The following is a 23,344-nucleotide window of genomic DNA, read 5'->3' as shown; positions in this document are numbered from 1 at the left end:
GGGCCGGAGCAGAACGTCAGTACATGTGCTGGCCGCCGTTGATCGACAGGGTCGAGCCGGTGATGAAATCGGCCTCGTCGGCGGTGAGGAAAACGACGCCGCGGGCGATGTCCTCGGCGTGGCCGAGGCGGCCGACGGGGATTTTCGCGATGATCTTTTCAAGCACTTCCGGCGGCACGGCGCGCACCATGTCGGTATCGACATAGCCGGGGGCGATGGCGTTGACGGTGATGCCGAAGCGGGCACCTTCCTGCGCCAGCGCCTTGGTGAAGCCGTGGATGCCGGATTTCGCGGCGGCGTAGTTCACCTGGCCGTACTGGCCGGCCTGGCCATTGATCGAGCCGATGTTGACGATGCGGCCGAACTTGCGCTCCTTCATCCCATCGAAGGTCGCCTTGCAGAGATTGAAGCAGGAGCCGAGATTGGTGTCGATCACCGCGTCCCACATGTCGCGGGTCATGCGCGCGAGGGTGGCGTCGCGGGTGATGCCGGCATTGTTGACGAGGATCTCGATCGGGCCGAGGCGGCTGGTGAGGCGGGCGATCGCCTCGATGGTCTGCTCGAAATCGCCGACGTCGAATTTCACCGTCTCGATGCCGTGGACGGCGGTGAAATTCTCCGCCGCCGCCTGGTTGCCGGCATAGGTGGCGACGACGGTGCGGCCAGCGGCCTTCAGCGCGACGCTGATGGCCGCGCCGATGCCGCGCGTGCCGCCGGTGACGAGTGCGATTCGAGACATCCTGTTCTCCTCCCGTTTGATCTGGCGTCCGCCGATCAGTTTCGTCGGACAATCTGGACTGGATTGGCGAGTCTGTCCATGATCGAAATCAATCAGTTAGCGATGTTTCATGTCCGGAAGGCGGCGAGGCCGCGGCGCTGGCGGCCGGCCTGATCGAAATTGTCGGGCGCGAGCCATGCGGTGAGCGCCGCCCGCCGGTCGGGCCATTCGGAATCGAGGAGGGAGAACCAGGCGGTGTCGCGGTTGCGGCCCTGGGTGACGGCGTTCTGGCGGAAGACGCCCTCGAAGGTGAAGCCGAGGCGCAGGGCGGCGGCGCGGGAGGGCAGGTTCAGGCTGTTGCACTGCCATTCCACCCGCCGGTAGCCAAGGTCGTCGAAGGCGTGGCGGAGCATCAGGAACAGCGCCTCGGTGCCGGCGCGGTGGCGCCTGAGACGCGGGGTGAAGTTGATCGAGCCGAGTTCGAGCGCGCCGTTCGCCGCGGCGATGTTCATGAAGGCGGCGTGGCCGGCGGGTTCGCCGCTATCCGCCTCGATGATGGCGTAGGCCACGCGGCCGGGGGCGCTGGCCACGGACTCGACATAGGCGTGGAACGCGGGTTCGTCGGCCGGGCGGGCGGTACGCCACCAGGTCCAGTCCCGGTCGTCCGGCGCGGCGCGGAATCCGGCGATGAGGCCGGCGCCGTGGCGTGCGGGGTCGAGACGTTCCAGCCGGCAATAGCGCCCCGCGAAGCCGGCGGCGTCGGGGAGCGGGCGAGGCGTCCAGCCGGGGACGGGCGCGCCGACGATCTGGCCATAGGCGTTGGTTTCGGTCATGCGGTGCGGATCTCGGGTTCGTGGCGGACCGGGAAGTTCATCGACCGGGCGATGAAGCATTTTGCTCCGGCATCGCGGTGCAGGGCGGCGGCGCGGGCGGCGTCGTTGCCTGGCGCGATGGTGACGACGGGCCGCAGGATGGCCTCGATGAACTGGCCAGCGCCGGAGGCTTCCTCCTCCATCACCGCCTCGGCGCGATCCTCGTAGGCCAGCACGGCGATCCCGGCCTCGGCGCAGAGATGCAGATACCAGAGCTGGTGGCAGGAGGAGAGCGAGGCGAGCAGCAGCAGTTCGGGGTTCCAGCGCGCGGGATCGCCGCGGAAGGCGGGATCGGATGTCAGCGCGAGGTCCGGCCGGCCGTCGGCTTCCACCTCGTGGTCGCGGCCATAGGCGGCGTAGGCGCTGGTGCCGGCGCCGCGGTTGCCGGTCCAGCGCAGGGTGGTGGCGTAGCGGTGCAGCCGGCTCAAGCCTGTGTCCCTATTCGCTGTAGGCGCAGGATTCGCCTTCGGAATCGCGGAAGACGGCGACGCGGGCGAGGCCCGGGCAGGCAGGGGCGAGATGCGCCCAGATGAAGCAAGCGAGGTTTTCCAGCGTCGCCGGGCCGAGCCCCTCCACCTCGTCGAGGAAGCGGTGGTCGAGCGCCTCGCGCAGGGCGGCGAGGTGCTGGCCGAGCCTGCCGAAATCCATCAGCATGCCGCTCGCATCCGGCGTGCCGCGCAGCGTGACGGTGGCGCGGTAGGAATGGCCGTGGATGCGGCGGCTCGCCTCGGCGGCGATCTGGCGTTGCAGCGTGTGGGCCGCCTCGAAGCGGAATTCCTTGGTGATTTCGTGCATGGTCAGGGGATGCCGAGATATTTGTGGGTCTGCATCGACAGGCGCCATTGCGGATGGGCGAGGCAGTATTCGATGGCGGCGCGCGTGTTGGCCGCGCGGTCCGGCCCGTCCATCGGCTGGAGCAGGAAATGCGCGAAGTCGAGCCCGGCGAAGCGCTCGGGCGCGGCCTCCGGCTGCGGATAGACCAGCTTCAGCTCCGAACCCTGACGCACCACCAGCTCGGCCCCTTCCTTCGGGCTGACGCAGAGCCAGTCGATGCCCGGCGGCGGTTCGATCGTGCCGTTGGTCTCGACCGCGATCTCGAAGCCCGCTTCATGCACCGCTTCGATCAGCGGCGCATCGAGCTGGAGCAGGGGTTCGCCGCCGGTGAAGACGACGAGGGCATCGCGCGTGGTGGCGGCGGACCAGGTGGCGGCGATGGCGCGGGCGAGGCCGGCGGCATCGGCGAAGCGGCCGCCGCCCGGACCGTCGGTGCCGATGAAATCGGTGTCGCAGAAGCGGCAGGTCGCCGTTGCGCGGTCTTCTTCCCGGCCGGACCACAGGTTGCAGCCGGCGAAGCGGCAGAACACCGCGGCGCGGCCGGCGTTGCGCCCCTCGCCCTGCAGGGTGGGAAAGATTTCCTTTACACTATAGGCCATGATGGCGTGACCTACCGCAAAACGGCGCCGCTGGCGACGGGGGCGGCTTCATTGCCGCCATCCCGCGGCGGCGCGGCTTGATCGGACGGCGCAGTCCCGGCACGATCATGTGCATGAGCGAAACGAACCCGCCGAAACATCATCTGCTGATCGCCGGCACCGGGCGGAGCGGCACGTCCTTTCTCGTGCGTTGGCTGGCGGAGCTGGGGATGGAGACGCATTTCTCCCGCTTCGGCGAACACGCCGCGTGGAACGAGGAGGCCAATGCCGGGGCCGAGAACCTGCCGCTGCCGGCGCTGGACGCGGACATGCCCTATGTCGTCAAATCGCCGTGGGTGACGGAATTCATCGACCAGGTGCTGGCCGATCCGGGGATCGTGCTCGATGGCGTGATCGTGCCGATGCGCAACCTTGCCGACGCCGCCGCGAGCCGGACGATCAACGAGCTGCGGCAGGTGGCGGCCGAGCCCGACTGGCCGCTGGCGATGGAAAAGCCCTGGGCGCATCGGGGGGTGACGCCGGGCGGGGTGGTGTATTCGCTGCATCCGCTCGACCAGGCGCGGGTGCTGGCGCTCGGCTTTCATCATCTGCTGGAGCGGCTGGTGGCGGCGGAGGTGAAGGTGGTGATGGTGTCGTTCCCGCGGCTGATCGAGGATGCGGCCTATCTCTACCGGACGCTGGCGCCGCTGCTGCCGCCGGAGCTGGACGAGGCGGCGGCGGCGGCGGCGCATGCGCGCATCGCCGATCCGGCGAAGGTGCGGGTGGGCGCGGGCGGGCATGACGCGACGCTGGAACGGCTCGACCGGGTGGCGCTGAACCGCGAGATCGGCCGGTTGCGGCGCGAGATGGCGGCGCTGGAGGACCGGGCGGCGGCGGACGAGACGGCGGCGGCGGCGCGGCGCCATGCCGAGACGATCGAGCGCAGCCGGATGTGGCGCGCGCTCGGGCCGCTGCGGCGGGCGCTGCACGGGCTGCGCGGCGGCGGGCGATGACAGCGCTTTCTTTTTCGTGAGAACTGCCCCATATTGTAAAGAGAATGTTACACAACGCGTCCGCCGCACGGAACGGCGGGGGCAGAACAGGGGTTTCGCGCAGATGCGGGGCAGGCTTGTGCCGGACGATCGGGAGGCCTGCGTCCTTCATCCCGGATCCATTTACGGAACATTGATCTTTTCGGCGCCAGAGTGGCGTGACGAGAAAGGCGGTTTGCGCCCATGATGTATGATATCTACCAGACCCAGGACGATTTCCTGGCCCCGTTCAGGATGGCGGCGCGCACCATGCTGCCGCTGTTCGAGCTGATGGAGCCGCCCTTCGGCGTTCCCACCCTGCCGGTGGCCGCCCGCGCGGCGCTGGAGATTTTCGGCAATAGCGGCATTTCCCACAAGCGGCCGGAATTCGGCATCGGCCGCGTGCGCTCGGGCGGGCGGGATGTCGCCGTCAGCGAGACGGTGGTGACCGGCACGCCGTTCGGCGACCTGCTGCATTTCCGCAAGGACATGGCCGAACCCGGCCCGCGCGTGCTGGTCGCCGCCCCGCTCTCGGGCCATTTCGCGACATTGCTGCGCAACACCGTCGAGGTGATGCTCCAGGACCACGACGTGTACATCACCGACTGGAAGAACGCACGCGACGTGCCGGTGAGCGCCGGGCGCTTCGGCTTCGATGACTATGTGGCGCATATCATGGATTTCCTGCGCGAGCTGGGGCCGGGCGCGCATGTGGTCGCGGTGTGCCAGCCGGCGGTGGCGGTGTTCGCCGCGACCGCGCTGATGGCCGAGGCCGGCGATCCGGCGGCGCCGCGCAGCATGACGCTGATGGGCGGGCCGATCGACACCAGGCGCAACCCCTCGAAGGTCAACGACCTCGCCAAGACGCGCGACATCGCCTGGTTCCGCAAGAACCTGATCACCACCGTGCCGGGCCGCTTCGCCGGGGCGGGCCGCGCCGTCTATCCCGGGTTCGTGCAGCTCGCCTCGTTCGTGTCGATGAATCTCGACCGGCATATCGGCGCGCATCTGCGCCAGTTCCGCGCCATCGTCACCGAGGATGACGCGAGCGAGGCGGCGCACCGCAAGTTCTACGACGAATACCAGTCGGTGATGGATCTGACGGCGGAATTCTATCTCGAAACCGTCGAGCGCGTGTTCCAGCGGCACGACCTGCCGCGCGGCCAGCTGAGCTGGCGCGGCCAGATGGTGCGGCCGGCGGCGATCGGCCAGACATCGGTCTTCACCGTCGAGGGCGAGCGGGACGATATCTGCCCGCCCGGCCAGTCGGTCGCGGCGCTCGATCTGTGCACCGGGCTGAAACCGGCGCAGAAGCGCAACCATCTTCAGCTCGGCGTCGGCCATTACGGCGTGTTCTCCGGCTCGCGCTGGGCGAACGAGATCTATCCGCGGCTGCGCGAGGTGATCGCCGCCGCCGGCTGACCGGCGGCGGGCGCAAGGCGGGCGGCTGGCGGAAACACATGCGCCGCCATCAGCCGCCGCACCGCGCGCAGCGTGTGATGGCGCGACAGGCCGGTGGCGATCACCGCATCGGCGCGGCGGCGTTTTTCGGTATCCGGCATCTGCAGGGCGATGATCCGCTCGATCTCGGCGCGGGGCAGGCCGCGGCGCAGCACCCGCGCGATTTGCACCGCGCGCGGGGCGGAGACGGTGAGCGCGAGATCGACCCGCGCCTCGCCGCCGGTTTCGAACAGCAGCGGAATGTCGAGCAGCACGGCGCGGGCGCCGCGCCTTCGGGCGGCGGCGAGGAATTTTGTCTCCGCCGCCCGCACCATGCGGTGCATGATCGCTTCCAGACGGCGCCGCGCGACGGGATCGGCGAGAACTTGTGCGCGCAGGGCGGCGCGGTCGAGCACGCCGGCGCGCACCACGCCGGGGAACGACGCGGCGAGTATGGGAATCGCCGCCCCGCCCGGCGCCTGCAGCGCGCGCACCGTGGCATCGGCATCGAACACCGGCACGTGGCGGCGGCGGAAGATCCCGGCGACGGTGGATTTTCCCATGCCGATCCCGCCGGTGAGGCCGATGATCTTCATCCCATGAGGTCGGCCGCGACGGCGCGGTAGAGCGCATCGTCCACCGCCGGGGTGACGCCGAACCACGCGGCGAAGCCCGGCACCGCCTGGTGCAGCAGCATCCCCAGCCCCTCGACCGCGACGAGGCCGCGCGCCCGGGCCTCGGCCAGCAGCCCGGTTTCCAGCGGGACATAGACGATGTCCGCCACCGCCATACCGGGGGCGGCGCGGGCGAGATCGAGATCGAGCGACTGATGCCCGGCCATGCCGAGCGAGGTGGTGTTGACCACCAGCGCGTGATCCGCCAGCGCGTCCGCCCGCGCCTCCCACGGGATGTGGGCGAGGCCGAAATCCCGCGCCAGCGCCGCCGCGCGCGCGGGCGAGCGGTTGCAGAGGGTGACCTGAGCGCCGGCATCCTGCAACGCGGTGGCGATGGCCCGCGCGGCCCCTCCGGCGCCGAGCACCAGCGCGGGGCCGGCTGCGGGATCGACGCCATGGGCGCGCAGATTGGCGAGAAAGCCCGATCCGTCGGTGTTCGCGCCCTCGATCCCCGTCGGCGTGAAGACGAGCGTGTTCACCGCGCCGGCGCGCCGCGCGCTGTCGGCCACGCGGTCGCACACGGCGAAGGCGGCCTCCTTGTGCGGGATCGTCACGTTGGCGCCGGCGAAGCCCATTTTCGCCAGCGCTGCGACGCAGGCGGCGAAATCGTCCGGGGCGATGGCGAGCGGGAGATAGGCGCCGTCGATCCCGTGGCGTTCCAGCCAGGTGCCGTGCAGGCGGGGCGAGCGGGAATGGGCGACCGGATAGCCGATCACCCCGGCGAGGCGTGCGTGGCCGGAAAGGATCATGACCTGTTTCGATCATGAAGCGGCGCCGGCGGCAAGGGGCGGTTTCGCGCCGGCGGTTCCGCGCCATATCCACGACAGAGCGGAGGGATGTCATGGACGGAACGGGACGGGATGACGTGGCGGTGGTGTTCGGCGCGGGCGGCGGCATCGGCGGCGCGCTGGTGGCAGCACTTGCGGGCGATCCGCGCTTCGCCGCGGTGGTCGGGCTCGGGCGGGGCAGCGCGCCGCGCTTCGACCTGCTCGATGAGGCCAGCATTGCCGACGCGGTGCGGGCGGTGGCGGCGCGGGGCGCCATTCGCCTCGCGATCGATGCGACCGGCTTCCTGCACGATGCGGCACAGATGCCGGAGAAGAGCCTGCGCGAGCTGGATGCGGGCCGCCTCGCCCGCAGTTTCGCGCTGAACGCGATCGGCCCGGCGCTGCTGATGAAGCATCTGCTGCCGGCCTTGCCGCGCGAGGGGCGGGCGGTGTTCGCCACGCTGTCGGCGCGGGTCGGCAGTATCGGCGATAACCGGCTCGGCGGGTGGTATGGCTATCGCGCGTCGAAGGCGGCGCTGAACCAGTTCGTGCGGACGGCCGCGGTGGAGCTGGCGCGGCGGTCGCAGGCGGCGATCTGCGTCGCGCTGCATCCGGGCACGGTGGCGACGGGGCTTTCGTCCCCTTTCGCCGCCACCGGGCTCGACGTGCAGGCGCCGGAGGTGGCGGCGGCGCGGCTGCTCGCGGTGATCGACCGGCTTACCCCAGCCGAGAGCGGCGGGTTTTTCGACCATCGCGGCGAGGCGGTGCCGTGGTAGATGACGGCACCGGCATTTCAGGCGGTGCCGTGGTAGATCAGGCCGTATAGGCCGCGCGGCGGGTGGCCAGCGCGTCGTCCAGCAGGTCGAGCCGGTCCTGGCCCCAGAACAGCTCGCCGTTCAGGATGTAGGAGGGCGCGCCGAACACGCCGGCGGCCTCGGCCATCTCGCGGTTGCGCTGATAGGCGGCTTCGATCTCGGGCGCGGCGGCGCGGGCCTGGAGGTCGGGCGCGATGCCGGATGCGGCGGCGAGATCGGCGATGGTCGCGGGATCGGCGAGGTTGCGCTCCTCGGCCCAGACCGCGGCGAAGACGCGGCGGAGGAACGGGTCGGGGTCGCCGCCGGCGTCCACGATGGCGATCGCCAGACGATCCGCCAGCGCCGGGTCCACCGGGAAGAATCGCGGATGCAAATTGAGCGCGAGGCCGCGGCGGGCGCGCCAGCGTTGCAGCTCGACCAGACGGTAGTGCTGGCGGACCGGGTGGCGTTTGGCCAGCGGCTGGCCGCCGGTTTCGGCGAAGATCGCGCCGAGCGGCACCGGGCGGTACTCGACCGCGGCGCCGTGGCGGCGGGCGATGTCGAGAAAGGCGGCGTGGCCGAGATAGGTCCAGGGCGAGTGGCTGGTGAAGACATAGGTGATGGTGGCGGCCATGGGCGATTTCCTCCGCGCTGCTTGCGTGCTGCGCCCATGTTGATAGGGAAGGAGCGTGCCGGCGCCAAGGGCGGCCCGGCGGCGACCACCGCACTCCGGAGAGACCGAACCGCATGAGTTCCATCCTGACCCTTTCCTGCCGCAACCGGCCCGGCATTGTCGGCGCCGTCGGCCATTTCCTGCACGCGCACGGGCAGGACATCCGCGAGGCGCAGCAATTCGACGACCGGGCGAGCGGGCGCTTCTTCATGCGTGTGGTTTTCGCGCCGGTGGGCGACGCGCCTTCCTCCGGGCTGGAGGCGGAATTCGCCGCGGTGGGACGCGAATTCGGGATGGAGTGGGAAATCATTCCCAGCGGGCACCGGATGCGGACGATGATCCTGGTTTCGCGCTTCGATCACTGCCTGGTCGACCTGGTCTATCGCCAGCGGATCGGCGAGCTGCCGATGGACATTGTCGGCGTGATCGCCAACCATCCGCGCGAGAGCTACGCCCATCTCGATCTCGACGGGATTCCCTTCCACCATCTGCCGATCGCGCCGGACACCAAGATGGAGCAGGAGGCCGAGGTGTGGCGGCTGATGCGCGAGAGCGGCACCGAACTCGCCATCCTCGCGCGCTACATGCAGGTGCTGTCGGACGGGCTGGTGGCGAAGCTGGCCGGGCGCTGCATCAACATCCACCATTCCTTCCTGCCCGGCTTCAAGGGGGCGAAGCCCTATCATCAGGCCTATGCGCGCGGGGTGAAGCTGATCGGCGCGACGGCGCATTACGTCACCACCGCGCTCGACGAGGGGCCGATCATCGAGCAGGATGTCGAGCGCATCTCGCATGGCGACACGCCGGAGGCGCTGGTGCGCAAGGGGCGCGACATCGAGCGCCGGGTGCTGGCGCGCGCCGTGCTCGGGCATCTGGAGCGGCGGGTGTTCATCAGCGGCAGCAAGACGGTGGTGTTCGCCGGCTAGAGCACGTTCCGATCCTTTCGGATCGGATGTCGTGCTTCATCTTGTTGATGCTCTGGAGCCAAAAAGGGGGCGGCGATGTCGCGCGCGGTGCTGTTCGATACGGAAACGACGGGGCTGGAGCCGCTGGGCGGCGACCGGGTGATCGAGGTCGCGGCGATCGAGCTGTGGAACGACCTGCCGACGGGCAGGGTGTTTCACACGCTGATCGACCCCGAGCGCGACATTCCCGCCGAGGCGAGCCGGGTGCATGGCATGACCGGCGCGGATGTCGCCGGCAAGCCGAAATTCGCCGAGATCGCCGCCGAGTTGCTGGAGTTCTTCGCTGGAGATCCGCTGGTCGCGCATAACGCGCCGTTCGATTTCGGCTTTCTCGACGCCGAGTTCGCCCGCATCGGCCAGGCGGCGCTGGACCGGGCGCGGATGATCGACACGCTGGCGCTGGCCAAGCAGCGGTTTCCGGGCATGCCCAACTCGCTCGACGCGCTGTGCCGGCGCTTCGGCATCGACCTGTCCGCCCGCACCACGCATAACGCGCTGCTCGACTGCAAGCTGCTCGCGGAGGTTTACGTCGAGCTGACCGGCGGGCGGCAACGCGGGCTCGACCTCGCCGCCGAGAGCGCGATCCGGCTCGTGGAATATCGCAGCGAGGGGCCGCGCACGCCGCGCCCGATCGCGGTGAGTGCTGAGGAGATGGCGGCGCACGAGGCGTTCATCGACAAGCTGAAGGAGCCGGTCTGGCGGCTGGAGCGGTAGCCGATCCTTTCGGATCGGATGATGCTCTGAATCAGGCGGCGCCGATCGTCCCCGCGCGGCTCACGCCGCGACCGACCAGAGCGCGAAGGCGTAGTTCAGCGCGGTCTGTTTCAGCGCGTCGAACCGGCCGGCGGCGCCGGCATGGCCGGCCTCCATGTCGATTTTCAGCAGTGCCGGCGCGGGGCCGGTGGCAAGCGCGCGCAGCCGGGCGACGAATTTCGCCGGCTCCCAGTAGGTCACCCGCGGGTCGGACAGGCCGCCGGTGCACAGGATCGGCGGATAGGCGCGCGCCGCCAGATTGTCGTAGGGCGAGTAGGCGGCGATGGTGTCGTAGGCGGCGGGGTCGGTGATCGGGTTGCCCCATTCCGGCCATTCCGGCGGGGTGAGGGGCAGGGTATCGTCGGAGATGGTGTTCAGCACGTCGACGAAGGGCACCTCGGCGATCACCCCGGCCCAGAGATCCGGCCGCAGGGTGAAGGCGGCGCCGACCAGCAGCCCGCCGGCCGAGCCGCCCTGGGCGACGATGTTGCCGGCGCGCGCATAGCCGCCGCCGATCAGCGCCTCGGCGGCGGCGATGAAATCGGTGAAGCTGTTCATCTTGTGCGCGGCGCGGCCGCCGAGGAACCAGTTCCACCCCTTCTCGGTGCCGCCGCGGACATGGGCGATGGCGAAGATCCAGCCGCGATCGACCAGCGAGAGGATCGAGGTGCGGAACCACGGCTCCATCGGGATGCCATAGGCGCCGTAGCCATAGAGCAGCAGCGGAGCCGCGCCGTCCAGTGCCTGGAAGCGGCGCATCAGCACCGTCACCGGGACCGACGCGCCATCGGCCGCCATGGCGTCGATGCGCCGTGTTTCGTAGCGCGCGGGGTCGTGGCCGGAGGGGATGTCCTGGGTCTTGCGCAGGATCGCCGTGCGGGTGGCCAGATCGTAGTCGAAGGTCTGGCGCGGGGTGGTGGGCGAGGAATAGACGTAGCGGATCGTCCCGCTGTCGTATTCGAGGCCGGGCTCGGCGCGCAGCACATAGGCCGGCTCGTCCTGCGCGATCTCCCATGCGGCGCCGCCATCGCGCGGGGCGACGATGATGCGGGTGTTCGCCTCGATGCGTTCGAGCCGGACGATGTGGTGTTTCAGCGCGAAGGCGCCGACGAGGTAGCGGCCCGGCCGGTGCGGCACGAGGTCGCGCCAGTAGGCGCGGCCCGGGGCATCGAGCGGCGCCTCGACCAGCTTGAAATCCACCGCGCCGTCGGCATTGGTGCGGATGACCAGACGGTCGCCGGCGTCCTCGACATCGTAGCGCAGGCCCGGCTCGCGCGGGGCGATGAGCGCGGGCGGCGCGGTCGGGTCGTTGCCGGGGATGCGCCAGACCTCGCTGGAGTCCTGGTTGCCGGCGGAGACGAAAATGGAGCCGCCGGACAGGCTGGTCTCGACGCCGAGGAAGAAGCCGGGATCGGGCTCGGCATAGACCAGCGTGTCGCTGCCATCGGCGAGGGCGCGGCGGAACACCTTGGTCGGCCGGCCGTGATCGTCGCGGAACACCCAGAAGATGAAGCGCGCGCAGGGCGAGAAGGTGAAATCGCCGCTGCAGGATTCGATCGGCGGGGTCGTCTCGGCGCCGGTTTCGATCTCGCGGACATGGATGCAATAGACTTCCGACCCTTGCGTGTCTTCCGCCCAGGCGAGCAGGCGGTGATCGGCGCTATGCGCGACTGCCGGGGCGGAGAAGAAGGCGTGGCCCTTCGCGCGCGCCGGCAGGTCGAGCAGGATTTGTTCGGCACCGCCGGCACGCGGCGTGCGGGCAATGACCGGGTGCTCGGCGCCGGGATCGTAGCGGCGGTAATAGGCGTACGCGCCGTGCGGCGCGGGGACGGTGGAGTCGTCGTCGCGGATCCGGCCCTTCATTTCGGCGAGCAGCGTCGCCTGCAGGTCCCTGGTGCCGGCGAGCACGGCGTCGGTATAGGCGTTCTCGGCGAGGAGATGGGCGCGGATCTCGGGATCGAGGGCGGCGGGGTCGCGCAGCACCGCCTGCCAGTTGGCATCGCGCAGCCAGGCGTAGTCATCGGTCCGCACCCGGCCGAGCTGCTCGATGCGGACCGGCTTGCGCGTGGCGGCTGGCGGGGTGGGGTGGGGCGCGTTCTGCTCGTTCATGGGGGCGCTATGCTCTGGTTATCAACAAGATGGAGCACGACATCCGATCCTGATGGATCGGAACATGCTCTAGAAAAGCCCGTGGATCGCGCCATCGGGGTCGAGCCCGATCGCCTCGGCGGCGGGGATGCGCGGCAGGCCGGGCATGGTCATGATGTCGCCGGCGAGCGCGACCACGAAGCCGGCGCCGGCCGAGAGGCGGGCGTCGCGCACCGGCAGGGTGAAGCCGGTGGGCGCGCCGCGACGGTCGGGGTCGGCGGTGAAGCTGTATTGCGTCTTGGCGACGCAGACCGGCAGGTGGCCGTATCCCTGCGCCTCGAACCGGGCCAGGCGCTTGGCCGCCAGCGGCGACAGTTCGATGTCGTCGGCGCCGTAGATGCGCTGGGCGATGGTGCGCAGCTTGTGCGGCAGCTTCATGTCGTCCGGGTAGAGCGGCGCGAAGCGGGCGGATTTCGCCGCGATTGCCTCCATCACCGCCTGGGCGAGATCGGCCGCGCCGGCGCTGCCATCGGCCCAATGGGTGCAGAAGCAGACCCGCGCGCCGCCATCCTCGTCGAGGGCGGTGCGCAGGGCCTCGCGCTCGGCCTCGGTATCGGTGACGAAGCCGTTGATCGCGACGATCACCGGCAGGCCGAAGGCGCGCATGGCGGCGACGTGGCGGCGCAGATTGGCCGCACCGCGGGCGACCGCGCCGGGATTCTCGGCGCCGAGATCGGCCTTGGCCACGCCGGCATGCATTTTCAGCGCCCGGATCGTCGCGACGACGACGGCGCAGGAGGGGGCGAGCCCGGCCTGCCGGCACTTGATGTCGAGGAATTTCTCGCCGCCGAGATCGGCGCCGAACCCGGCCTCGGTCACCACGATGTCCGCCAGCTTGAGCGCGGTGCGGGTGGCGATGACCGAGTTGCAGCCATGGGCGATGTTGGCGAAGGGCCCGCCATGGACCAGCGCGGGCGTGCCTTCCAGCGTTTGTACCAGGTTGGGTTGCAGCGCGTCGCGCAGCAGGGCGGCCATCGCGCCCACCGCCTTGAGATCGGCCGGGGTGACGGCCGAGCCGTCCCGCCGCTCGGCGACGACGATGCGGGCGAGGCGGCGTTGCAGGTCGTCGAGATCGCGGGCGAGGCAGAAGATCGCCATCACCTCGGAGGCGACGGTGATGTCGAATTTCTGCTCGCGGGCGGCGCCGTTCGCGCCGTCGCCGAGGCCGAGAACGGTCTGGCGCAGCGCGCGGTCGTTCATGTCGATGGCGCGGCGGAAGGCGATCCGGCGGGGGTCGATGCCCAGCTCGTTGCCCCAGTAGACATGGTTGTCGAGCAGGGCGGCGAGCAGGTTGTTGGCGCTGGTGATGGCGTGGAAATCGCCGGTGAAATGCAGGTTGATCTCCTCCATCGGCCCGATCTGGGCGCGGCCGCCGCCGGTCGCCCCGCCCTTCTGGCCGAAGCATGGGCCGAGCGAGGGTTCGCGCAGCGCGATCATCGTGCGCGCGCCCGCGGCGCGCAGCGCATCGCCGAGGCCGATCGAGGTCGTCGTCTTGCCCTCGCCCGCCGGTGTCGGGCTGATGCCGGCGACGAGGACCAGCGCGCCGTCCGGCCGGTCTTCGAGCGAGCGGATGAAGCCGGCATCCACCTTGCCCTTGTGGCGGCCATAGGGGATGAGCGCCTCCGCCGGAATGCCGGCGGCGGCGGCGATGTCGCCGATCGGGCGCAGGCTTGCAGCGCGCGCGATGTCCAGATCCGAGGCCATGAACCCTCCCGTTTTGTAATCTTCAGTTATGTCCGCGCGGCGGGGGGCAGGCAAGGCTCCCGCCGCGCGCCGCGGCAAGGCTTTCACCCCGCGGCACGCGGCAAGGCTTGCGAGCAGGGGGCAGGCGCCGGTAAATAGCGGCCATGACATTGCCGTTCTCCCTGCCGGCCTGGATGCCGTCCTGGCTCGGGCTCGTGCTGCTGCTGGTCGGCCTGCTCTATGCGCTGGCGATGCTGGCCATGCCGTTCTCGGTGTTCGGCGTGAAATCGCGGCTGGAGGCGATCGAGGAGCAGCTTGAGCAGGTGCAGGAGGAGCTGCGCATCCTGACCATGCGCCTGCCCGAGCCGCTGCGCGGCGTCACGGTGGACGAGGGGCTCTACGATCCGCTGCCGCGCGCCGCCGCCGGCCAGGAGCGCGTGGCGCGCCGCCCGACCGCCGCCGCGCCGCCGCCCGAGACGGTGCGGCCGGCGCCGCGCGCGCCGATCGGGCGTGAGATTCCGCCGCCGCCGCGCGCCGCCGCGCCGCGCGGCACCCCGCCACGGCGGATCGAACCGCGGCTCGACTAGGCCGCGAGCCGGCTGCTAGCCTCCGCCCATGAGCCAGTTTCAGGGCGGCGACGCGCCGACATTCGCGACTTTTCCCACCTTTCTCGGAACCGGGCGCCGCGCGCCTGACGCGGCCCATGTGGTGGCGGGGATTCCGCTCGATCTCGGCGTGACCAACCGGGCCGGCGCGCGGTCCGGCCCGGCGGCCATCCGTGTCGCCTCGCGCATGCTGGCGGGGAACCATCATCCGCACTACCGCGTCATGGTCGATGAGATGGACCTTGCCGATGCCGGGGATTTCGCCATCGCCCTCGGCGACCTGAAGGAAAGCCTCGCGCTGATCGAGGCGCAGGCGGCGGGGATCGGCCATCTGATCGCGCTCGGCGGCGAGCACGGCATCACCCTGCCGCTGCTGCGCGCGCTGGCGACGGCGCGCGGCGGACCCGTCGGGCTCGTGCATTTCGACGCCCATGCCGATACCTGGGCGGAGAATTTCGGCCAGGCCTACAGCCACGGCTCGGTGTTCTACCACGCGCTGAGGGAGGGGCTGGTCGATCCGCGGCGGATGATCCAGATCGGCATCCGCTCGCCCCTGCTCAACGAGGCGCAGGACTGGACGCTGGCGCAGGGGGTGACGGTCCTTTCGGCGCAGGACGTGCACGAGCAGGGGGTGGAGCGCGTCGCCGAACGCATCCGCGCGGTGGCGGGGACGGGGGCGACCTATCTCAGCTTCGATATCGACTGCCTCGATCCCGCTTTCGCGCCGGGCACCGGCACGCCGGAAATCGGCGGGCTGGCGTCGTGGCAGGCGCAGGCGCTGCTGCGCCGGCTCGGCGGGATCGATTTCGTCGGCATGGATCTCGTCGAGGTCGCGCCGGCCCATGACGTCAGCGAGATCACCGCGCTCGCCGGGGCGACGATGGTGTGGGAGTATCTCGCGCTGCTCGCCTCCCAGGGGCGCTGAGGCGAAAGGCCCGGCATCGGGCGATGCCGGGCCTGGAAGGTCGGGCGTTCAGACGCGCGGGACTACCAGTTGTTGTCGGGGTCGAAATCGCCGCCGCCGGCATCGCCGCCGTCCCAGCCGGGATTGCCGAGCAGGCCGTCGTCACGATCCGGCGGCATGCCGCCCGGATCGCCGCCATTGGGGTCGATCATCGGCGCGCCGCCATGGCCGCCGGCCAGACCGTCGATGATGCGTTCGCCGGCGGCGAAGCCGGCGCCGGCGGCAAGGCCGGTCATCAGCGAGCTGCCGAGTCCGCCGCCGCCGAAGCCGCCGCCCATGCCGCCACCGGGTGCGCCATAGGGCGGGGCACCGTTCGGCGGCATGCCGCCGGGTCCATAGCCGGGCGCGCCGGGCCACGGGGCCTGCATCGCGCGGCGGCGGCTGTTGCCGAGCCAGCGGACCAGCAGGAACAGCACCACCAGCCCGCCGATCACCAGCACCGCCGGATGGATATGCGCGCCGCCGCGCACGGCGGCGGGCGCGGCCGGGGCGGCGGCGAGATGCGCCTTCAGCGCGGCGACGCGGCCGGGATCGGCGAAGGGCAGGCCGGGCGCGTAGGTTTCGGCGCGGGCGAGCGAGGCGCGCGCGGCGGCGATGCGGCCGGTCGCGTCCTCCGCCTCGGCCTTCAGATACCAGGCGACGCCGCTTTGCGGGTGGGCGCGCAGCGCGCCGCGCAGGTCGGCCAGCGCCGTGTCGGCATGGCCGCCGGCGATCAGCGCCTGGATTTGCTGCGGCGTGGGCGATGCGGCATGCGCCGGGGCGAGGGACAGGCCAGTGCCCGCGAACAGGAGCGCGGCGAGCAGGATGGTGCGAACGATCTTCAACCCCTTCATAGGGACCTCCGCGGGCCGGTGGTGATGGAGGAGATGCGCCAGCCCGTATGGCCGATATAGGCAAAGGCGGCGGCGAATCACAGATCCGTGCGCCGGCTCTCGACAGCGCCGCGGCGGGCGGCGAGACTGGCGCCGACCCGCAGAGGAGAGCCGACCCCGATGACCGACCACGCGCCAGCCCCGCCCACGCTCGACACGCTCGCCCGCGACCTCGCGGCGGGGCGCACCACCGCTGCCGCCCTGGTCGAGGACTGCCTCGCCGCGATCGCCGATCCGGCGGGGGACGGGGCGCTGGCGTTCATTTCGGTCGATGCGGCGGGGGCGCGGGCGGCGGCTTCGGCGTTCGACGCGATGCGCGGCACCGGCATGGCGCCCTCGCCCTGGGCCGGCATCCCGATCGCGGTGAAGGACCTGTTCGACGTCGAAGGCCAGGAGACCCGCGCCGGCTCGAAGGTGCTGGCCGGAAGCGGGCCGGCGGCGCGGGATGCGCCGGCCATCGCCCGGCTGCGGCGGATGGGGTTCGTGCCGATCGGCCGCACCAACATGACCGAGTTCGCCTATTCCGGCATCGGCACCAACCCGCATCACGGCACGCCGTCGGCGCGCTGGCGGCGCGAGGGGAAGCGGATTCCGGGCGGCTCGTCCTCGGGCTCGGCGGTCGCGGTGGCGGCGGGGATGGCGCATGCCGGCATCGGCACCGATACTGGCGGGTCGTGCCGGATTCCGGCCGTGTTCAACGATCTCGTCGGGTTCAAGCCGACGGCGCGGCGGATTCCGCGCGAGGGGGTGGTGCCGCTGTCCTCCTCGCTCGATTCGGTGGGGCCGCTGGCGCGCTCGGTGGGCTGCTGCGCGCTGCTCGATTCGATCATGGCGGGCGCGCCGGAGGCCCCGCCGGCGCCGGCGTCGTTGGCCGGGCTGCGGCTCGCTGTGCCGGGCGATGTCGCGCTCGATGCGCTGGACGATGTGGTCGCCGCCGGGTTCGACGCGGCGCTGCGCCGGCTTTCGGCGGCCGGGGCGCGGATCGAGACCATCGCGATGCCGGAATTCGCCGAGGTCGCGACGCTGAATGCGCGCGGCGGGCTGACGGCGGCCGAAAGCCATGCCTGGCACCGCGCGCTGCTGGAGCGCGGGGCGGATGCGTATGACCCGAGGGTGCTGGCGCGGCTGCGCCGGGGGGCGGAGCTTTCGGCGGCGGATTACATCGACCTGCTTTCCGGCCGCGCCGATCTGGTGGCGCGGGCGCGGGCGCGGCTCGCCCCGCATGACGCGCTGCTGATGCCGACCGTCGCCATCCTGCCGCCGACGATCGCGGAGATGGACGACGATGCGGCCTTCACCGCCGCCAATCTGCGGGTGTTGCGCAACCCGACGCTGATCAACATGATCGATGGCTGCGCGATCTCGCTGCCGCTCAACGCGCCGGGTGAGGCGCCGGTGGGGCTGATGGTCTGCGGCGCGGCGGAGACCGACCGGCGGATTTTCGCCATCGCCGCCGCGATCGAGGCGCTCGGCCTGAACCAGCAATAAGACGGGAACCATGGGGGAGATGACGAGGATGACCGACGCGATCCGTGTGGATGACGTGCTGCCCGAGGATGCCGGGCGGGCGACCCTTGCCGGCCGCGCCTTTCTGCCCGGCGCGGGGCCGGTGGTGGTGGCGGTGCGCGGCGCCGAGCTGGTCGACATCACCAGCCGCGCGGTGCCGACCGCCTCGGCGCTGTTCGCGCTCGACGATCCCGCCGGGCACGCAAGCGCCGCGGCGGGGCGGACGATCGGGCGGGTGGATGAAATTCTCGCCAACAGCGACGAGGCGCGGCGCGATCCGTCACGCCCCTGGTTGCTCGCGCCGGTTGATTTGCAGGCGGTCAAGGCGGCGGGGGTGACGTTCGTGGTCAGCCTGCTGGAGCGGGTGATCGAGGAACAGGCGCGCGGCGCGCCGGAGAAGGCGCGGGAGATCCGCGCCGATCTCGACCGGCTGATCGGCGCCGACCTGCGCGCGCTGCGCCCTGGCTCGGCGCAGGCGATGGCGGTGAAGGCGGCGCTGATCGAGCGCGGCCTGTGGTCGCAATATCTGGAGGTCGGCATCGGGCCGGACGCCGAGATCTTTACCAAGGGCCAGCCGATGAGCGCGGTGGGGTTCGGCGCGCATGTCGGCGTCCATCCGCGTTCCACGTGGAACAATCCGGAGCCGGAGGTCGTCGTCGCGGTGTCGCCAGCGGGGCGGATCGTGGGGGCGGCGCTCGGCAACGACGTCAATCTGCGCGATTTCGAGGGCCGCTCGGCGCTGCTGCTCGGCAAGGCGAAGGACAACAACGCGAGCTGTGGCCTCGGCCCGTTCGTGCGGCTGTTCGATGACGGGTTCACGATCGAGGATGTCCGCCGCGCCCGGCTCGACCTGACGGTGGAGGGGGCGGACGGGTTCCGGCTCGAGGGGATGAGCTCGATGACCGAGATCAGCCGCGACCCGGTCGAGCTGGTCGAGGCCGCCGCCGGGCCGCATCACCAGTATCCGGACGGGTTCGTGCTGATGCTGGGGACGATGTTCGCGCCGATCCAGGACCGCGACCGGCCGGGCGAGGGCTTCACCCACAAGGATGGCGATCTCGTCACCATCGCCTCTTCCCGGCTGGGGCGGCTGCGCAACCGGGTGCGGCCGTGCCCGGACTGCGCCCCCTGGAGCTTCGGCGCGCTTGAGCTGATGCGCAGCCTCGCCGCCCGCGGGCTGCTCTGATCGGCGCCAGGCGGCCGGTTCAGCGCGGCCGGTTCAGCGGCCGAAGCGGCGGTCGCGGCGCTGGAAGGCGCGGATCGCCCGCAGGTAGTCGATCCGGCGGAAGGCGGGCCAGGTGGCGTCGCAGAAATGCAGCTCGCTGTGAACGCTCTGCCAGAGCATGAAGCCGGAGAGGCGGATCTCGCCGCTGGTGCGGATGATGAGGTCGGGGTCGGGCATGCCGGCGAGGTAGAGATGGCGGCGGATCGCCTCCGGGCTCACGGCGGCGGCGGCCTCGGCGCAGCCCATCCCGGCGGCGGCGCATTCGGCGAGCAGGGCGCGCACCGCGTCGGCGATTTCCTCCCGCCCGCCATAGCCGATGGCGAGGGTGACCGTCATGCCGTCATTGCCGCTGGTCGCATCCTCGGCGGCGTCGATCGCTTCGAGCAGGGCGGGGGCAGGATGTCGCGCCGGCCGATCGCGGCGAGGCGGACGCCGCGGCGGCTGATGTGCGGATCGGCGACGAGGGCGCGCATCTTGGCCTCGACGGCGCCGAGAATGCCGCCCACCTCGGCCTCCGGCCGGCCGAGATTGGCCGGGGAGAACACCCAGAGCGTGATCATCGGAATGCCCAGCTCGGCGCTCCAGGCGAGGATTTCGTCGAGCTTGGCCGCACCCCGGCGATAGATCTCGCCGGGATCGTTCAGCCCGGCGCGGCGGGCGTGGCGGCGGTTGCCATCGAGGATGATGCCGACATGGCGCGGCAGCGCGCCGGCGGCGACCTCGCGGGTGAGCCGCGCCTCGTACAGCCGGTAGACAAGGCCCCAGCCGAGCCGCCGCATCGCCCCGGTCAGCCTGGCGCGGCGGCGGGCGGATGGCCCCGGCGCTCCGGCCCGATCGTCTGACATGCGGGGTTTGTGGGCCGGGCGGGGGCGGAATGCAAGCGCTCGGGACGGCACCGCAACGAAACGCCCGGCCCGGCGGTTGACATTTCCGGCGGGAGCGGGAAGCTGCCGCGACCTTCACGCACAGGATCGACCATGACCGGGATGCAGACCAGGCCGCGCCACCAGGGCGTCTTTCCCGTGGTGCCGACGATTTTCGACGCGGCCGGCCGGCTCGATCTCGAAGGCCAGTGCCGCGCGGTGGATTTCATGATCGACGCCGGCGCGGACGGGTTGTGCCTGCTCGCCAATTTCTCCGAGCAGTTCGTCCTCGCCGACGAGGAGCGCGAGATCCTGATGCGGCGGATGCTCGAACATGTCGCCGGACGGGTGCCGGTGATCGTGACGACGAGCCATTTCAGCACCGATCTCTGCATCGAGCGCAGCCGCCGCGCCGAGGCGATGGGGGCGGCGATGGTGATGGTGATGCCGCCCTATCATGGCGCGACCATCCGCGTCGGCGCCGCCGGGTTGTGGGAATTCTTCCAGCGCCTGTCGGATGCGATCCGGATTCCGGTGATGATCCAGGACGCGCCGGTGGCCGGCACGCCGCTGCCGGCCGAGCTGCTCGCCGAGATGGCGCGCGAGATCGCGCAGATCGCCTATTTCAAGATCGAGACGCCGCAGGCGGCGGCGAAGCTGCGCCGGCTGATCGAGCTGGGCGGCGCCGCGATCGAGGGGCCGTGGGACGGTGAGGAGGCGATCACCCTGCTCGCCGATCTCGACGCGGGGGCCACCGGGGCGATGACCGGGGGCGGCTATCCCGACCTGATCGGCCCGATCGTGCATGCCTATCTGGCCGGGCGGCGCGGCGAGGCGGTGGCCGGCTACGAGCGCATCCTGCCGCTGATCAATTACGAGAACCGCCAGTGCGGGCTGATCGCGGCGAAGGCGCTGATGCGCGAGGGCGGGGTGATCCGCAGCGAGGCGGTGCGCCATCCGCTGGCAGCGCTGCACCCGGCGACGCGCGAGGGGCTGCTGGAGGTCGCCCGCCGGCTCGATCCGCTGGTGTTGCGTTGGGGGTGAAGGCCGGGGCGGCTTCGCGCCCGGCTGGCGGTTGTGCGGGTGGCGGGCGGTGGCGCGGGCTTGCCGGGGCGGCGCTGCTGCTCGCGCTGGCGGGCTGCGCGCCCTATCGTCCGGCGCCGATCGACCCGGCGGTGACGGCGACGGCGCTGACCGCGCGGCGGCTGGACCAGACGGGGCTGCTGCGCTTTCTCCGCGCCATGGGCGCGCGGCCGGAGCGCGGGTTCGGGCTGCGGGCGCTGACGCTGGTCGCGGTTTATGAACGCCCGGCGCTGAAGCTCGCCACCGCCGAGGCCGGCGCGGCCGCGGCGGGCGTGGTGCTGGCGCGGCAGGTGCCGAACCCGACCCTGTCGCTGTCGCCGACTCTCAACGCGACGCAGGCCAGCCCCTCGCCGATCCGGATCGGGCCCGCAATCAGCTTTCTGGTGGCGAATTTCGGCGCCCGGCAGGCCGGCATCGCCGCCGCCGAGGCGCGGGTGGCCGCCGCGCGCGACATGATCGCCGCCACCGCCTGGCAGGAGCGCGGCGCGGTGCGCGCGGCGCTGCTCGCCCTGTTCATCGATCGCCGCGCCCTGCGGCTCAGCCGGCGGCTGGCCGGTGCGGCGGGGGAGATCGAGACGGTGATCGCCGGGCGGGCGGCGCGCGGGATGTTGGCGGCGAGCGCTCTCGCCGGCGCCGCGCAGGCGGCGGACCAGGCGCGGCTCGCGGTGGCGCGGGACGAGGCGCGTCTTGACGCCGACCGCGCCCGGCTCGCCGCCGCGATCGGCATGCCGGCGGCGGCGCTGCGCCATGCGCGCCTGTCCTTCGCCGCCTTCGCCCATCCGGTCGCGCCGCGCGATCTGCCGGCGCTGGTCCGTCGCGCGCTGATCGCGCGGCCCGAGATCGAAGCCGCGCTGGCCCGCTATCGCGCCGCCGACGCCGCGCTGCGCCAGGCGGTGGACAGCCGCTTCCCCGGGCTGCGGATCGGGCCGGGGTATGAATACGACCAGGGGGACAACAAGTTCGCGCTCTCGCTGTCGCTGCCGCTGCCGGTGTTCAACCAGCACCAGGGGCAGATCGCGGTGGCGCGGGCGCGGCGCCGCGTGGCCGCCGCCGCGTTCGAGCGGGCGCAGGCGCGGGCGCTGGGGCGGATCGACGCCGCCGCCGCCGTGTGGCGGGGCAGCCGCGCGGTGCTGCGGGCGGCGCGGCGGCTGGAGGCGGTGGCCGAGCGGCGGGCGGCGCAGGCGGCGGCGGCCTATCGGCTCGGCGCCACCGGGCGGCTGCGGCTGGTCGAGGCGCGGCGCGCGGCGCTGCTCGCCCGCAGCCAGCGCCTTGCCGCCGAGGCGGCGGCGCTGCGCGCCCTCGCCGGGCTTGGCGATGCGCTGGAGATGCCGGTTTTCAGGGAGACGCCCGCATGAGGCAGGGACGATATCGCGCGGCGGTGGCGTTGGCGGCGGCGTTGGCGGCGGCGCTGCTGCCGCCGCTGGCCGGCGGCGCCGCGCGCGCGGCGGGTGTGACGGTCGGCAAGGCGACGCTGGCGAGCGGGCTGATCGGCACGATGACGCCGAAGCTGCGCACCGAGGCGCCGCAGCTTCATGCCGAGGGGCGGGTGCTCGACCCGGCCCCGGCGATCGCCCTGCACGGCCGGATCGTGGCGGCGCAGGTGGCGGCGACGCTGGATGCCGCCACGCTCGCGCGCACCCGCAGCCTCTATCATGCGGCGGGCAATGTGTCGCGGGCCAGTCTCGAACAGGCCGAGGCGGCGGCGCGCGGCAGTGCCGCGCGGCTCGCGACCTTGCGGGCGGAGGCGATCGCGCGGTTTGGCGTGAAGCTCGGCCGCGCCATCGCGCAGGATGGGCCCGCGTTCCGCGCCATCGCCGCCGGCGGCGCGCTGGTGCTGGCGGTGCGGGCGGGGCCCGCGCTGAAGCCGGCGCCCGCCCGCGCCACGGCGCGGCTGCCCGACGGGACGGCGGCGGCGCTGCGGGCCATCGGGCCGGCGGGGGTTCTGCCGCCGGGGCTGGTGGGCCAGGCGCTGCTGTTCACCGGCCCGTCGCTGCCGGTGGGCACGCCGCTCGACGTGTCGCTGCCGGCGGGGCGGAAGATCGCGGGATATGACGTGCCGGCGGCCGCGCTGGTCTGGCATCGCGGCCGGGCCTTCGTGTTCGTGCGGACGGCGCCGGGGCGGTTCGCCGCGATCGCGGTCGGCGGCGCGTCATCGGCGGCGGCCGGCGGTGCTGCCACGCGGTTCGTGCCGGCGCAGGCGCTGCCGCCCGCGCCGGCGATCGTCGTTCGCGGCGCCGGGCTGCTGAATTCGATGCTGGCCGGCGGTGGCGATGCCGCCGATCAGGATTGAGACAGC

23 protein-coding genes and 1 pseudogene are annotated in these 23,344 nt (G+C 71.9%); 12 read left to right on the top strand and 12 right to left on the bottom strand.

Going from position 1 to position 23,344, the window contains the following annotated elements; all coding sequences use genetic code 11:
• Nucleotides 1-16 precede the first annotated feature (16 nt).
• From phbB to queE, 5 genes are all read right to left on the bottom strand, one after another.
• Complete coding sequence (gene phbB / locus ACIDOCELLA78_RS90425) at nucleotides 17-739, bottom strand: acetoacetyl-CoA reductase (protein WP_201728935.1); 723 nt, start codon at nucleotides 737-739, stop codon at nucleotides 17-19.
• Between the two features lie 107 nt (nucleotides 740-846).
• A complete protein-coding gene (locus tag ACIDOCELLA78_RS90420) occupies nucleotides 847-1,551 on the bottom strand; it encodes a GNAT family N-acetyltransferase (RefSeq protein WP_201728934.1) in 705 nt (234 codons plus the stop codon).
• Nucleotides 1,548-2,018 carry an OsmC family protein gene (locus tag ACIDOCELLA78_RS90415; RefSeq protein WP_201728933.1) on the bottom strand — a complete coding sequence of 157 codons (471 nt, stop codon included), beginning with the start codon at nucleotides 2,016-2,018 and terminating at the stop codon, nucleotides 1,548-1,550. The genes ACIDOCELLA78_RS90420 and ACIDOCELLA78_RS90415 overlap by 4 nt, the downstream gene beginning before the upstream one ends.
• 10 nt (nucleotides 2,019-2,028) lie before the next feature.
• Nucleotides 2,029-2,385 carry a 6-carboxytetrahydropterin synthase gene (locus ACIDOCELLA78_RS90410; protein ID WP_201728932.1) on the bottom strand — a complete coding sequence of 119 codons (357 nt, stop codon included), beginning with the start codon at nucleotides 2,383-2,385 and terminating at the stop codon, nucleotides 2,029-2,031.
• Between the two features lie 2 nt (nucleotides 2,386-2,387).
• Nucleotides 2,388-3,023 carry a 7-carboxy-7-deazaguanine synthase gene (queE, locus tag ACIDOCELLA78_RS90405; protein WP_201728931.1) on the bottom strand — a complete coding sequence of 212 codons (636 nt, stop codon included), beginning with the start codon at nucleotides 3,021-3,023 and terminating at the stop codon, nucleotides 2,388-2,390.
• A gap of 113 nt (nucleotides 3,024-3,136) precedes the next feature.
• On the opposite strand from queE, the gene ACIDOCELLA78_RS90400 reads away from it, so the two are divergent.
• Together ACIDOCELLA78_RS90400 and ACIDOCELLA78_RS90395 are read left to right on the top strand one after the other, a co-directional pair.
• The gene (locus ACIDOCELLA78_RS90400) at nucleotides 3,137-4,015 is read left to right on the top strand and encodes a hypothetical protein (RefSeq protein WP_249676002.1); all 879 of its coding nucleotides are present in this window, start codon (nucleotides 3,137-3,139) and stop codon (nucleotides 4,013-4,015) included.
• A 222-nt stretch (nucleotides 4,016-4,237) separates the two neighbouring features.
• The gene (locus tag ACIDOCELLA78_RS90395; RefSeq protein ID WP_201728929.1) at nucleotides 4,238-5,455 is read left to right on the top strand and encodes a polyhydroxyalkanoate depolymerase; all 1,218 of its coding nucleotides are present in this window, start codon (nucleotides 4,238-4,240) and stop codon (nucleotides 5,453-5,455) included.
• On the opposite strand, the gene coaE is transcribed toward ACIDOCELLA78_RS90395, so the two are convergent.
• A complete protein-coding gene (gene coaE / locus ACIDOCELLA78_RS90390; RefSeq protein WP_249675998.1) occupies nucleotides 5,416-6,069 on the bottom strand; it encodes a dephospho-CoA kinase in 654 nt (217 codons plus the stop codon). The genes ACIDOCELLA78_RS90395 and coaE overlap by 40 nt on opposite strands.
• Nucleotides 6,066-6,896, bottom strand: a complete 831-nt coding sequence (locus ACIDOCELLA78_RS90385; RefSeq protein WP_201728928.1) for a shikimate dehydrogenase — start codon at nucleotides 6,894-6,896, stop codon at nucleotides 6,066-6,068. The genes coaE and ACIDOCELLA78_RS90385 overlap by 4 nt, the downstream gene beginning before the upstream one ends.
• A 92-nt stretch (nucleotides 6,897-6,988) precedes the next feature.
• Here ACIDOCELLA78_RS90385 and ACIDOCELLA78_RS90380 point away from each other — a divergent pair, with 92 nt between their 5' ends.
• Nucleotides 6,989-7,690 carry an SDR family NAD(P)-dependent oxidoreductase gene (locus ACIDOCELLA78_RS90380; protein ID WP_201728927.1) on the top strand — a complete coding sequence of 234 codons (702 nt, stop codon included), beginning with the start codon at nucleotides 6,989-6,991 and terminating at the stop codon, nucleotides 7,688-7,690.
• 37 nt (nucleotides 7,691-7,727) lie between these two features.
• Here ACIDOCELLA78_RS90380 and ACIDOCELLA78_RS90375 read toward each other — a convergent pair whose 3' ends face one another.
• Entirely contained in the window at nucleotides 7,728-8,342 is a 615-nt protein-coding gene (locus ACIDOCELLA78_RS90375; RefSeq protein WP_201728926.1) for a 2-hydroxychromene-2-carboxylate isomerase, read from the bottom strand.
• Nucleotides 8,343-8,455: 113 nt separating this feature from the next.
• Between ACIDOCELLA78_RS90375 and purU the strand changes: the two genes are divergently transcribed.
• Entirely contained in the window at nucleotides 8,456-9,307 is an 852-nt protein-coding gene (gene purU, locus ACIDOCELLA78_RS90370) for a formyltetrahydrofolate deformylase (RefSeq protein ID WP_201728925.1), read from the top strand.
• 75 nt (nucleotides 9,308-9,382) lie between these two features.
• Nucleotides 9,383-10,060 carry a DNA polymerase III subunit epsilon gene (dnaQ, locus tag ACIDOCELLA78_RS90365; RefSeq protein ID WP_201728924.1) on the top strand — a complete coding sequence of 226 codons (678 nt, stop codon included), beginning with the start codon at nucleotides 9,383-9,385 and terminating at the stop codon, nucleotides 10,058-10,060.
• A gap of 60 nt (nucleotides 10,061-10,120) precedes the next feature.
• Here dnaQ and ACIDOCELLA78_RS90360 read toward each other — a convergent pair whose 3' ends face one another.
• Both ACIDOCELLA78_RS90360 and ACIDOCELLA78_RS90355 read right to left on the bottom strand, forming a co-directional pair.
• On the bottom strand, nucleotides 10,121-12,208 hold the full coding sequence (locus tag ACIDOCELLA78_RS90360; RefSeq protein WP_201728923.1) for a S9 family peptidase: 2,088 nt from the start codon (nucleotides 12,206-12,208) through the stop codon (nucleotides 10,121-10,123).
• 69 nt (nucleotides 12,209-12,277) lie between these two features.
• Entirely contained in the window at nucleotides 12,278-13,951 is a 1,674-nt protein-coding gene (locus ACIDOCELLA78_RS90355) for a formate--tetrahydrofolate ligase (protein ID WP_201728922.1), read from the bottom strand.
• A 143-nt stretch (nucleotides 13,952-14,094) separates the two neighbouring features.
• Here ACIDOCELLA78_RS90355 and ACIDOCELLA78_RS90350 point away from each other — a divergent pair, with 143 nt between their 5' ends.
• Entirely contained in the window at nucleotides 14,095-14,517 is a 423-nt protein-coding gene (locus tag ACIDOCELLA78_RS90350; protein ID WP_201728921.1) for a hypothetical protein, read from the top strand.
• A 28-nt stretch (nucleotides 14,518-14,545) separates the two neighbouring features.
• Nucleotides 14,546-15,460, top strand: a complete 915-nt coding sequence (gene speB / locus ACIDOCELLA78_RS90345) for an agmatinase (RefSeq protein WP_201728920.1) — start codon at nucleotides 14,546-14,548, stop codon at nucleotides 15,458-15,460.
• Between the two features lie 62 nt (nucleotides 15,461-15,522).
• Here the strand turns inward: speB and ACIDOCELLA78_RS90340 are convergent, their stop codons facing one another.
• Nucleotides 15,523-16,332, bottom strand: a complete 810-nt coding sequence (locus tag ACIDOCELLA78_RS90340) for a tetratricopeptide repeat protein (RefSeq protein ID WP_201728919.1) — start codon at nucleotides 16,330-16,332, stop codon at nucleotides 15,523-15,525.
• 159 nt (nucleotides 16,333-16,491) lie between these two features.
• On the opposite strand from ACIDOCELLA78_RS90340, the gene ACIDOCELLA78_RS90335 reads away from it, so the two are divergent.
• The gene (locus ACIDOCELLA78_RS90335) at nucleotides 16,492-17,859 is read left to right on the top strand and encodes an amidase (RefSeq protein WP_201728918.1); all 1,368 of its coding nucleotides are present in this window, start codon (nucleotides 16,492-16,494) and stop codon (nucleotides 17,857-17,859) included.
• Nucleotides 17,860-17,887: 28 nt separating this feature from the next.
• Nucleotides 17,888-19,063, top strand: coding sequence for a fumarylacetoacetate hydrolase family protein (locus tag ACIDOCELLA78_RS90330; RefSeq protein ID WP_201728917.1), 1,176 nt, complete (start codon nucleotides 17,888-17,890; stop codon nucleotides 19,061-19,063).
• Between the two features lie 33 nt (nucleotides 19,064-19,096).
• Here the strand turns inward: ACIDOCELLA78_RS90330 and uppS are convergent.
• Nucleotides 19,097-19,881 (bottom strand): annotated as a pseudogene (gene uppS, locus ACIDOCELLA78_RS90325) (polyprenyl diphosphate synthase).
• 198 nt (nucleotides 19,882-20,079) lie between these two features.
• On the opposite strand from uppS, the gene ACIDOCELLA78_RS90320 reads away from it, so the two are divergent.
• From ACIDOCELLA78_RS90320 to ACIDOCELLA78_RS90310, 3 genes are read left to right on the top strand one after another with little or no spacing between them, the layout of a single operon-like run.
• Nucleotides 20,080-21,009: a dihydrodipicolinate synthase family protein gene (locus ACIDOCELLA78_RS90320; RefSeq protein ID WP_201728916.1), complete on the top strand. Its 930-nt coding sequence runs from the start codon at nucleotides 20,080-20,082 to the stop codon at nucleotides 21,007-21,009.
• Nucleotides 21,006-22,403 carry a TolC family protein gene (locus tag ACIDOCELLA78_RS90315; protein ID WP_201728915.1) on the top strand — a complete coding sequence of 466 codons (1,398 nt, stop codon included), beginning with the start codon at nucleotides 21,006-21,008 and terminating at the stop codon, nucleotides 22,401-22,403. The genes ACIDOCELLA78_RS90320 and ACIDOCELLA78_RS90315 overlap by 4 nt, the downstream gene beginning before the upstream one ends.
• Nucleotides 22,400-23,338 (top strand): hypothetical protein, encoded by a 939-nt coding sequence (locus tag ACIDOCELLA78_RS90310; RefSeq protein WP_249675994.1) that lies wholly within the window; start codon nucleotides 22,400-22,402, stop codon nucleotides 23,336-23,338. The genes ACIDOCELLA78_RS90315 and ACIDOCELLA78_RS90310 overlap by 4 nt, the downstream gene beginning before the upstream one ends.
• The last annotated feature ends 6 nt before the right edge of the window (nucleotides 23,339-23,344 follow it).

It is taken from the genome of Acidocella sp. C78 (assembly GCF_907164655.1).
This window is presented reverse-complemented; position numbering and strand designations above follow the sequence as displayed.

Excerpts from the sequence above, each read along its gene's own strand:
- phbB (WP_201728935.1), bottom strand. The coding sequence starts at position 739 with ATGTCTCGAATCGCACTCGTCACCGGCGGCACGCGCGGCATCGGCGCG.
- ACIDOCELLA78_RS90420 (WP_201728934.1), bottom strand. The coding sequence starts at position 1,551 with ATGACCGAAACCAACGCCTATGGCCAGATCGTCGGCGCGCCCGTCCCC.
- ACIDOCELLA78_RS90410 (WP_201728932.1), bottom strand. The coding sequence starts at position 2,385 with ATGCACGAAATCACCAAGGAATTCCGCTTCGAGGCGGCCCACACGCTG.
- queE (WP_201728931.1), bottom strand. The coding sequence starts at position 3,023 with ATGGCCTATAGTGTAAAGGAAATCTTTCCCACCCTGCAGGGCGAGGGG.
- ACIDOCELLA78_RS90400 (WP_249676002.1), top strand. The coding sequence starts at position 3,137 with ATGAGCGAAACGAACCCGCCGAAACATCATCTGCTGATCGCCGGCACC.
- ACIDOCELLA78_RS90395 (WP_201728929.1), top strand. The coding sequence starts at position 4,238 with ATGATGTATGATATCTACCAGACCCAGGACGATTTCCTGGCCCCGTTC.
- coaE (WP_249675998.1), bottom strand. The coding sequence starts at position 6,069 with ATGAAGATCATCGGCCTCACCGGCGGGATCGGCATGGGAAAATCCACC.
- ACIDOCELLA78_RS90385 (WP_201728928.1), bottom strand. The coding sequence starts at position 6,896 with ATGATCCTTTCCGGCCACGCACGCCTCGCCGGGGTGATCGGCTATCCG.
- ACIDOCELLA78_RS90380 (WP_201728927.1), top strand. The coding sequence starts at position 6,989 with ATGGACGGAACGGGACGGGATGACGTGGCGGTGGTGTTCGGCGCGGGC.
- ACIDOCELLA78_RS90375 (WP_201728926.1), bottom strand. The coding sequence starts at position 8,342 with ATGGCCGCCACCATCACCTATGTCTTCACCAGCCACTCGCCCTGGACC.
- purU (WP_201728925.1), top strand. The coding sequence starts at position 8,456 with ATGAGTTCCATCCTGACCCTTTCCTGCCGCAACCGGCCCGGCATTGTC.
- dnaQ (WP_201728924.1), top strand. The coding sequence starts at position 9,383 with ATGTCGCGCGCGGTGCTGTTCGATACGGAAACGACGGGGCTGGAGCCG.
- ACIDOCELLA78_RS90360 (WP_201728923.1), bottom strand. The coding sequence starts at position 12,208 with ATGAACGAGCAGAACGCGCCCCACCCCACCCCGCCAGCCGCCACGCGC.
- ACIDOCELLA78_RS90355 (WP_201728922.1), bottom strand. The coding sequence starts at position 13,951 with ATGGCCTCGGATCTGGACATCGCGCGCGCTGCAAGCCTGCGCCCGATC.
- ACIDOCELLA78_RS90350 (WP_201728921.1), top strand. The coding sequence starts at position 14,095 with ATGACATTGCCGTTCTCCCTGCCGGCCTGGATGCCGTCCTGGCTCGGG.
- speB (WP_201728920.1), top strand. The coding sequence starts at position 14,546 with ATGAGCCAGTTTCAGGGCGGCGACGCGCCGACATTCGCGACTTTTCCC.
- ACIDOCELLA78_RS90340 (WP_201728919.1), bottom strand. The coding sequence starts at position 16,332 with ATGAAGGGGTTGAAGATCGTTCGCACCATCCTGCTCGCCGCGCTCCTG.
- ACIDOCELLA78_RS90335 (WP_201728918.1), top strand. The coding sequence starts at position 16,492 with ATGACCGACCACGCGCCAGCCCCGCCCACGCTCGACACGCTCGCCCGC.
- ACIDOCELLA78_RS90330 (WP_201728917.1), top strand. The coding sequence starts at position 17,888 with ATGACCGACGCGATCCGTGTGGATGACGTGCTGCCCGAGGATGCCGGG.
- ACIDOCELLA78_RS90320 (WP_201728916.1), top strand. The coding sequence starts at position 20,080 with ATGACCGGGATGCAGACCAGGCCGCGCCACCAGGGCGTCTTTCCCGTG.
- ACIDOCELLA78_RS90310 (WP_249675994.1), top strand. The coding sequence starts at position 22,400 with ATGAGGCAGGGACGATATCGCGCGGCGGTGGCGTTGGCGGCGGCGTTG.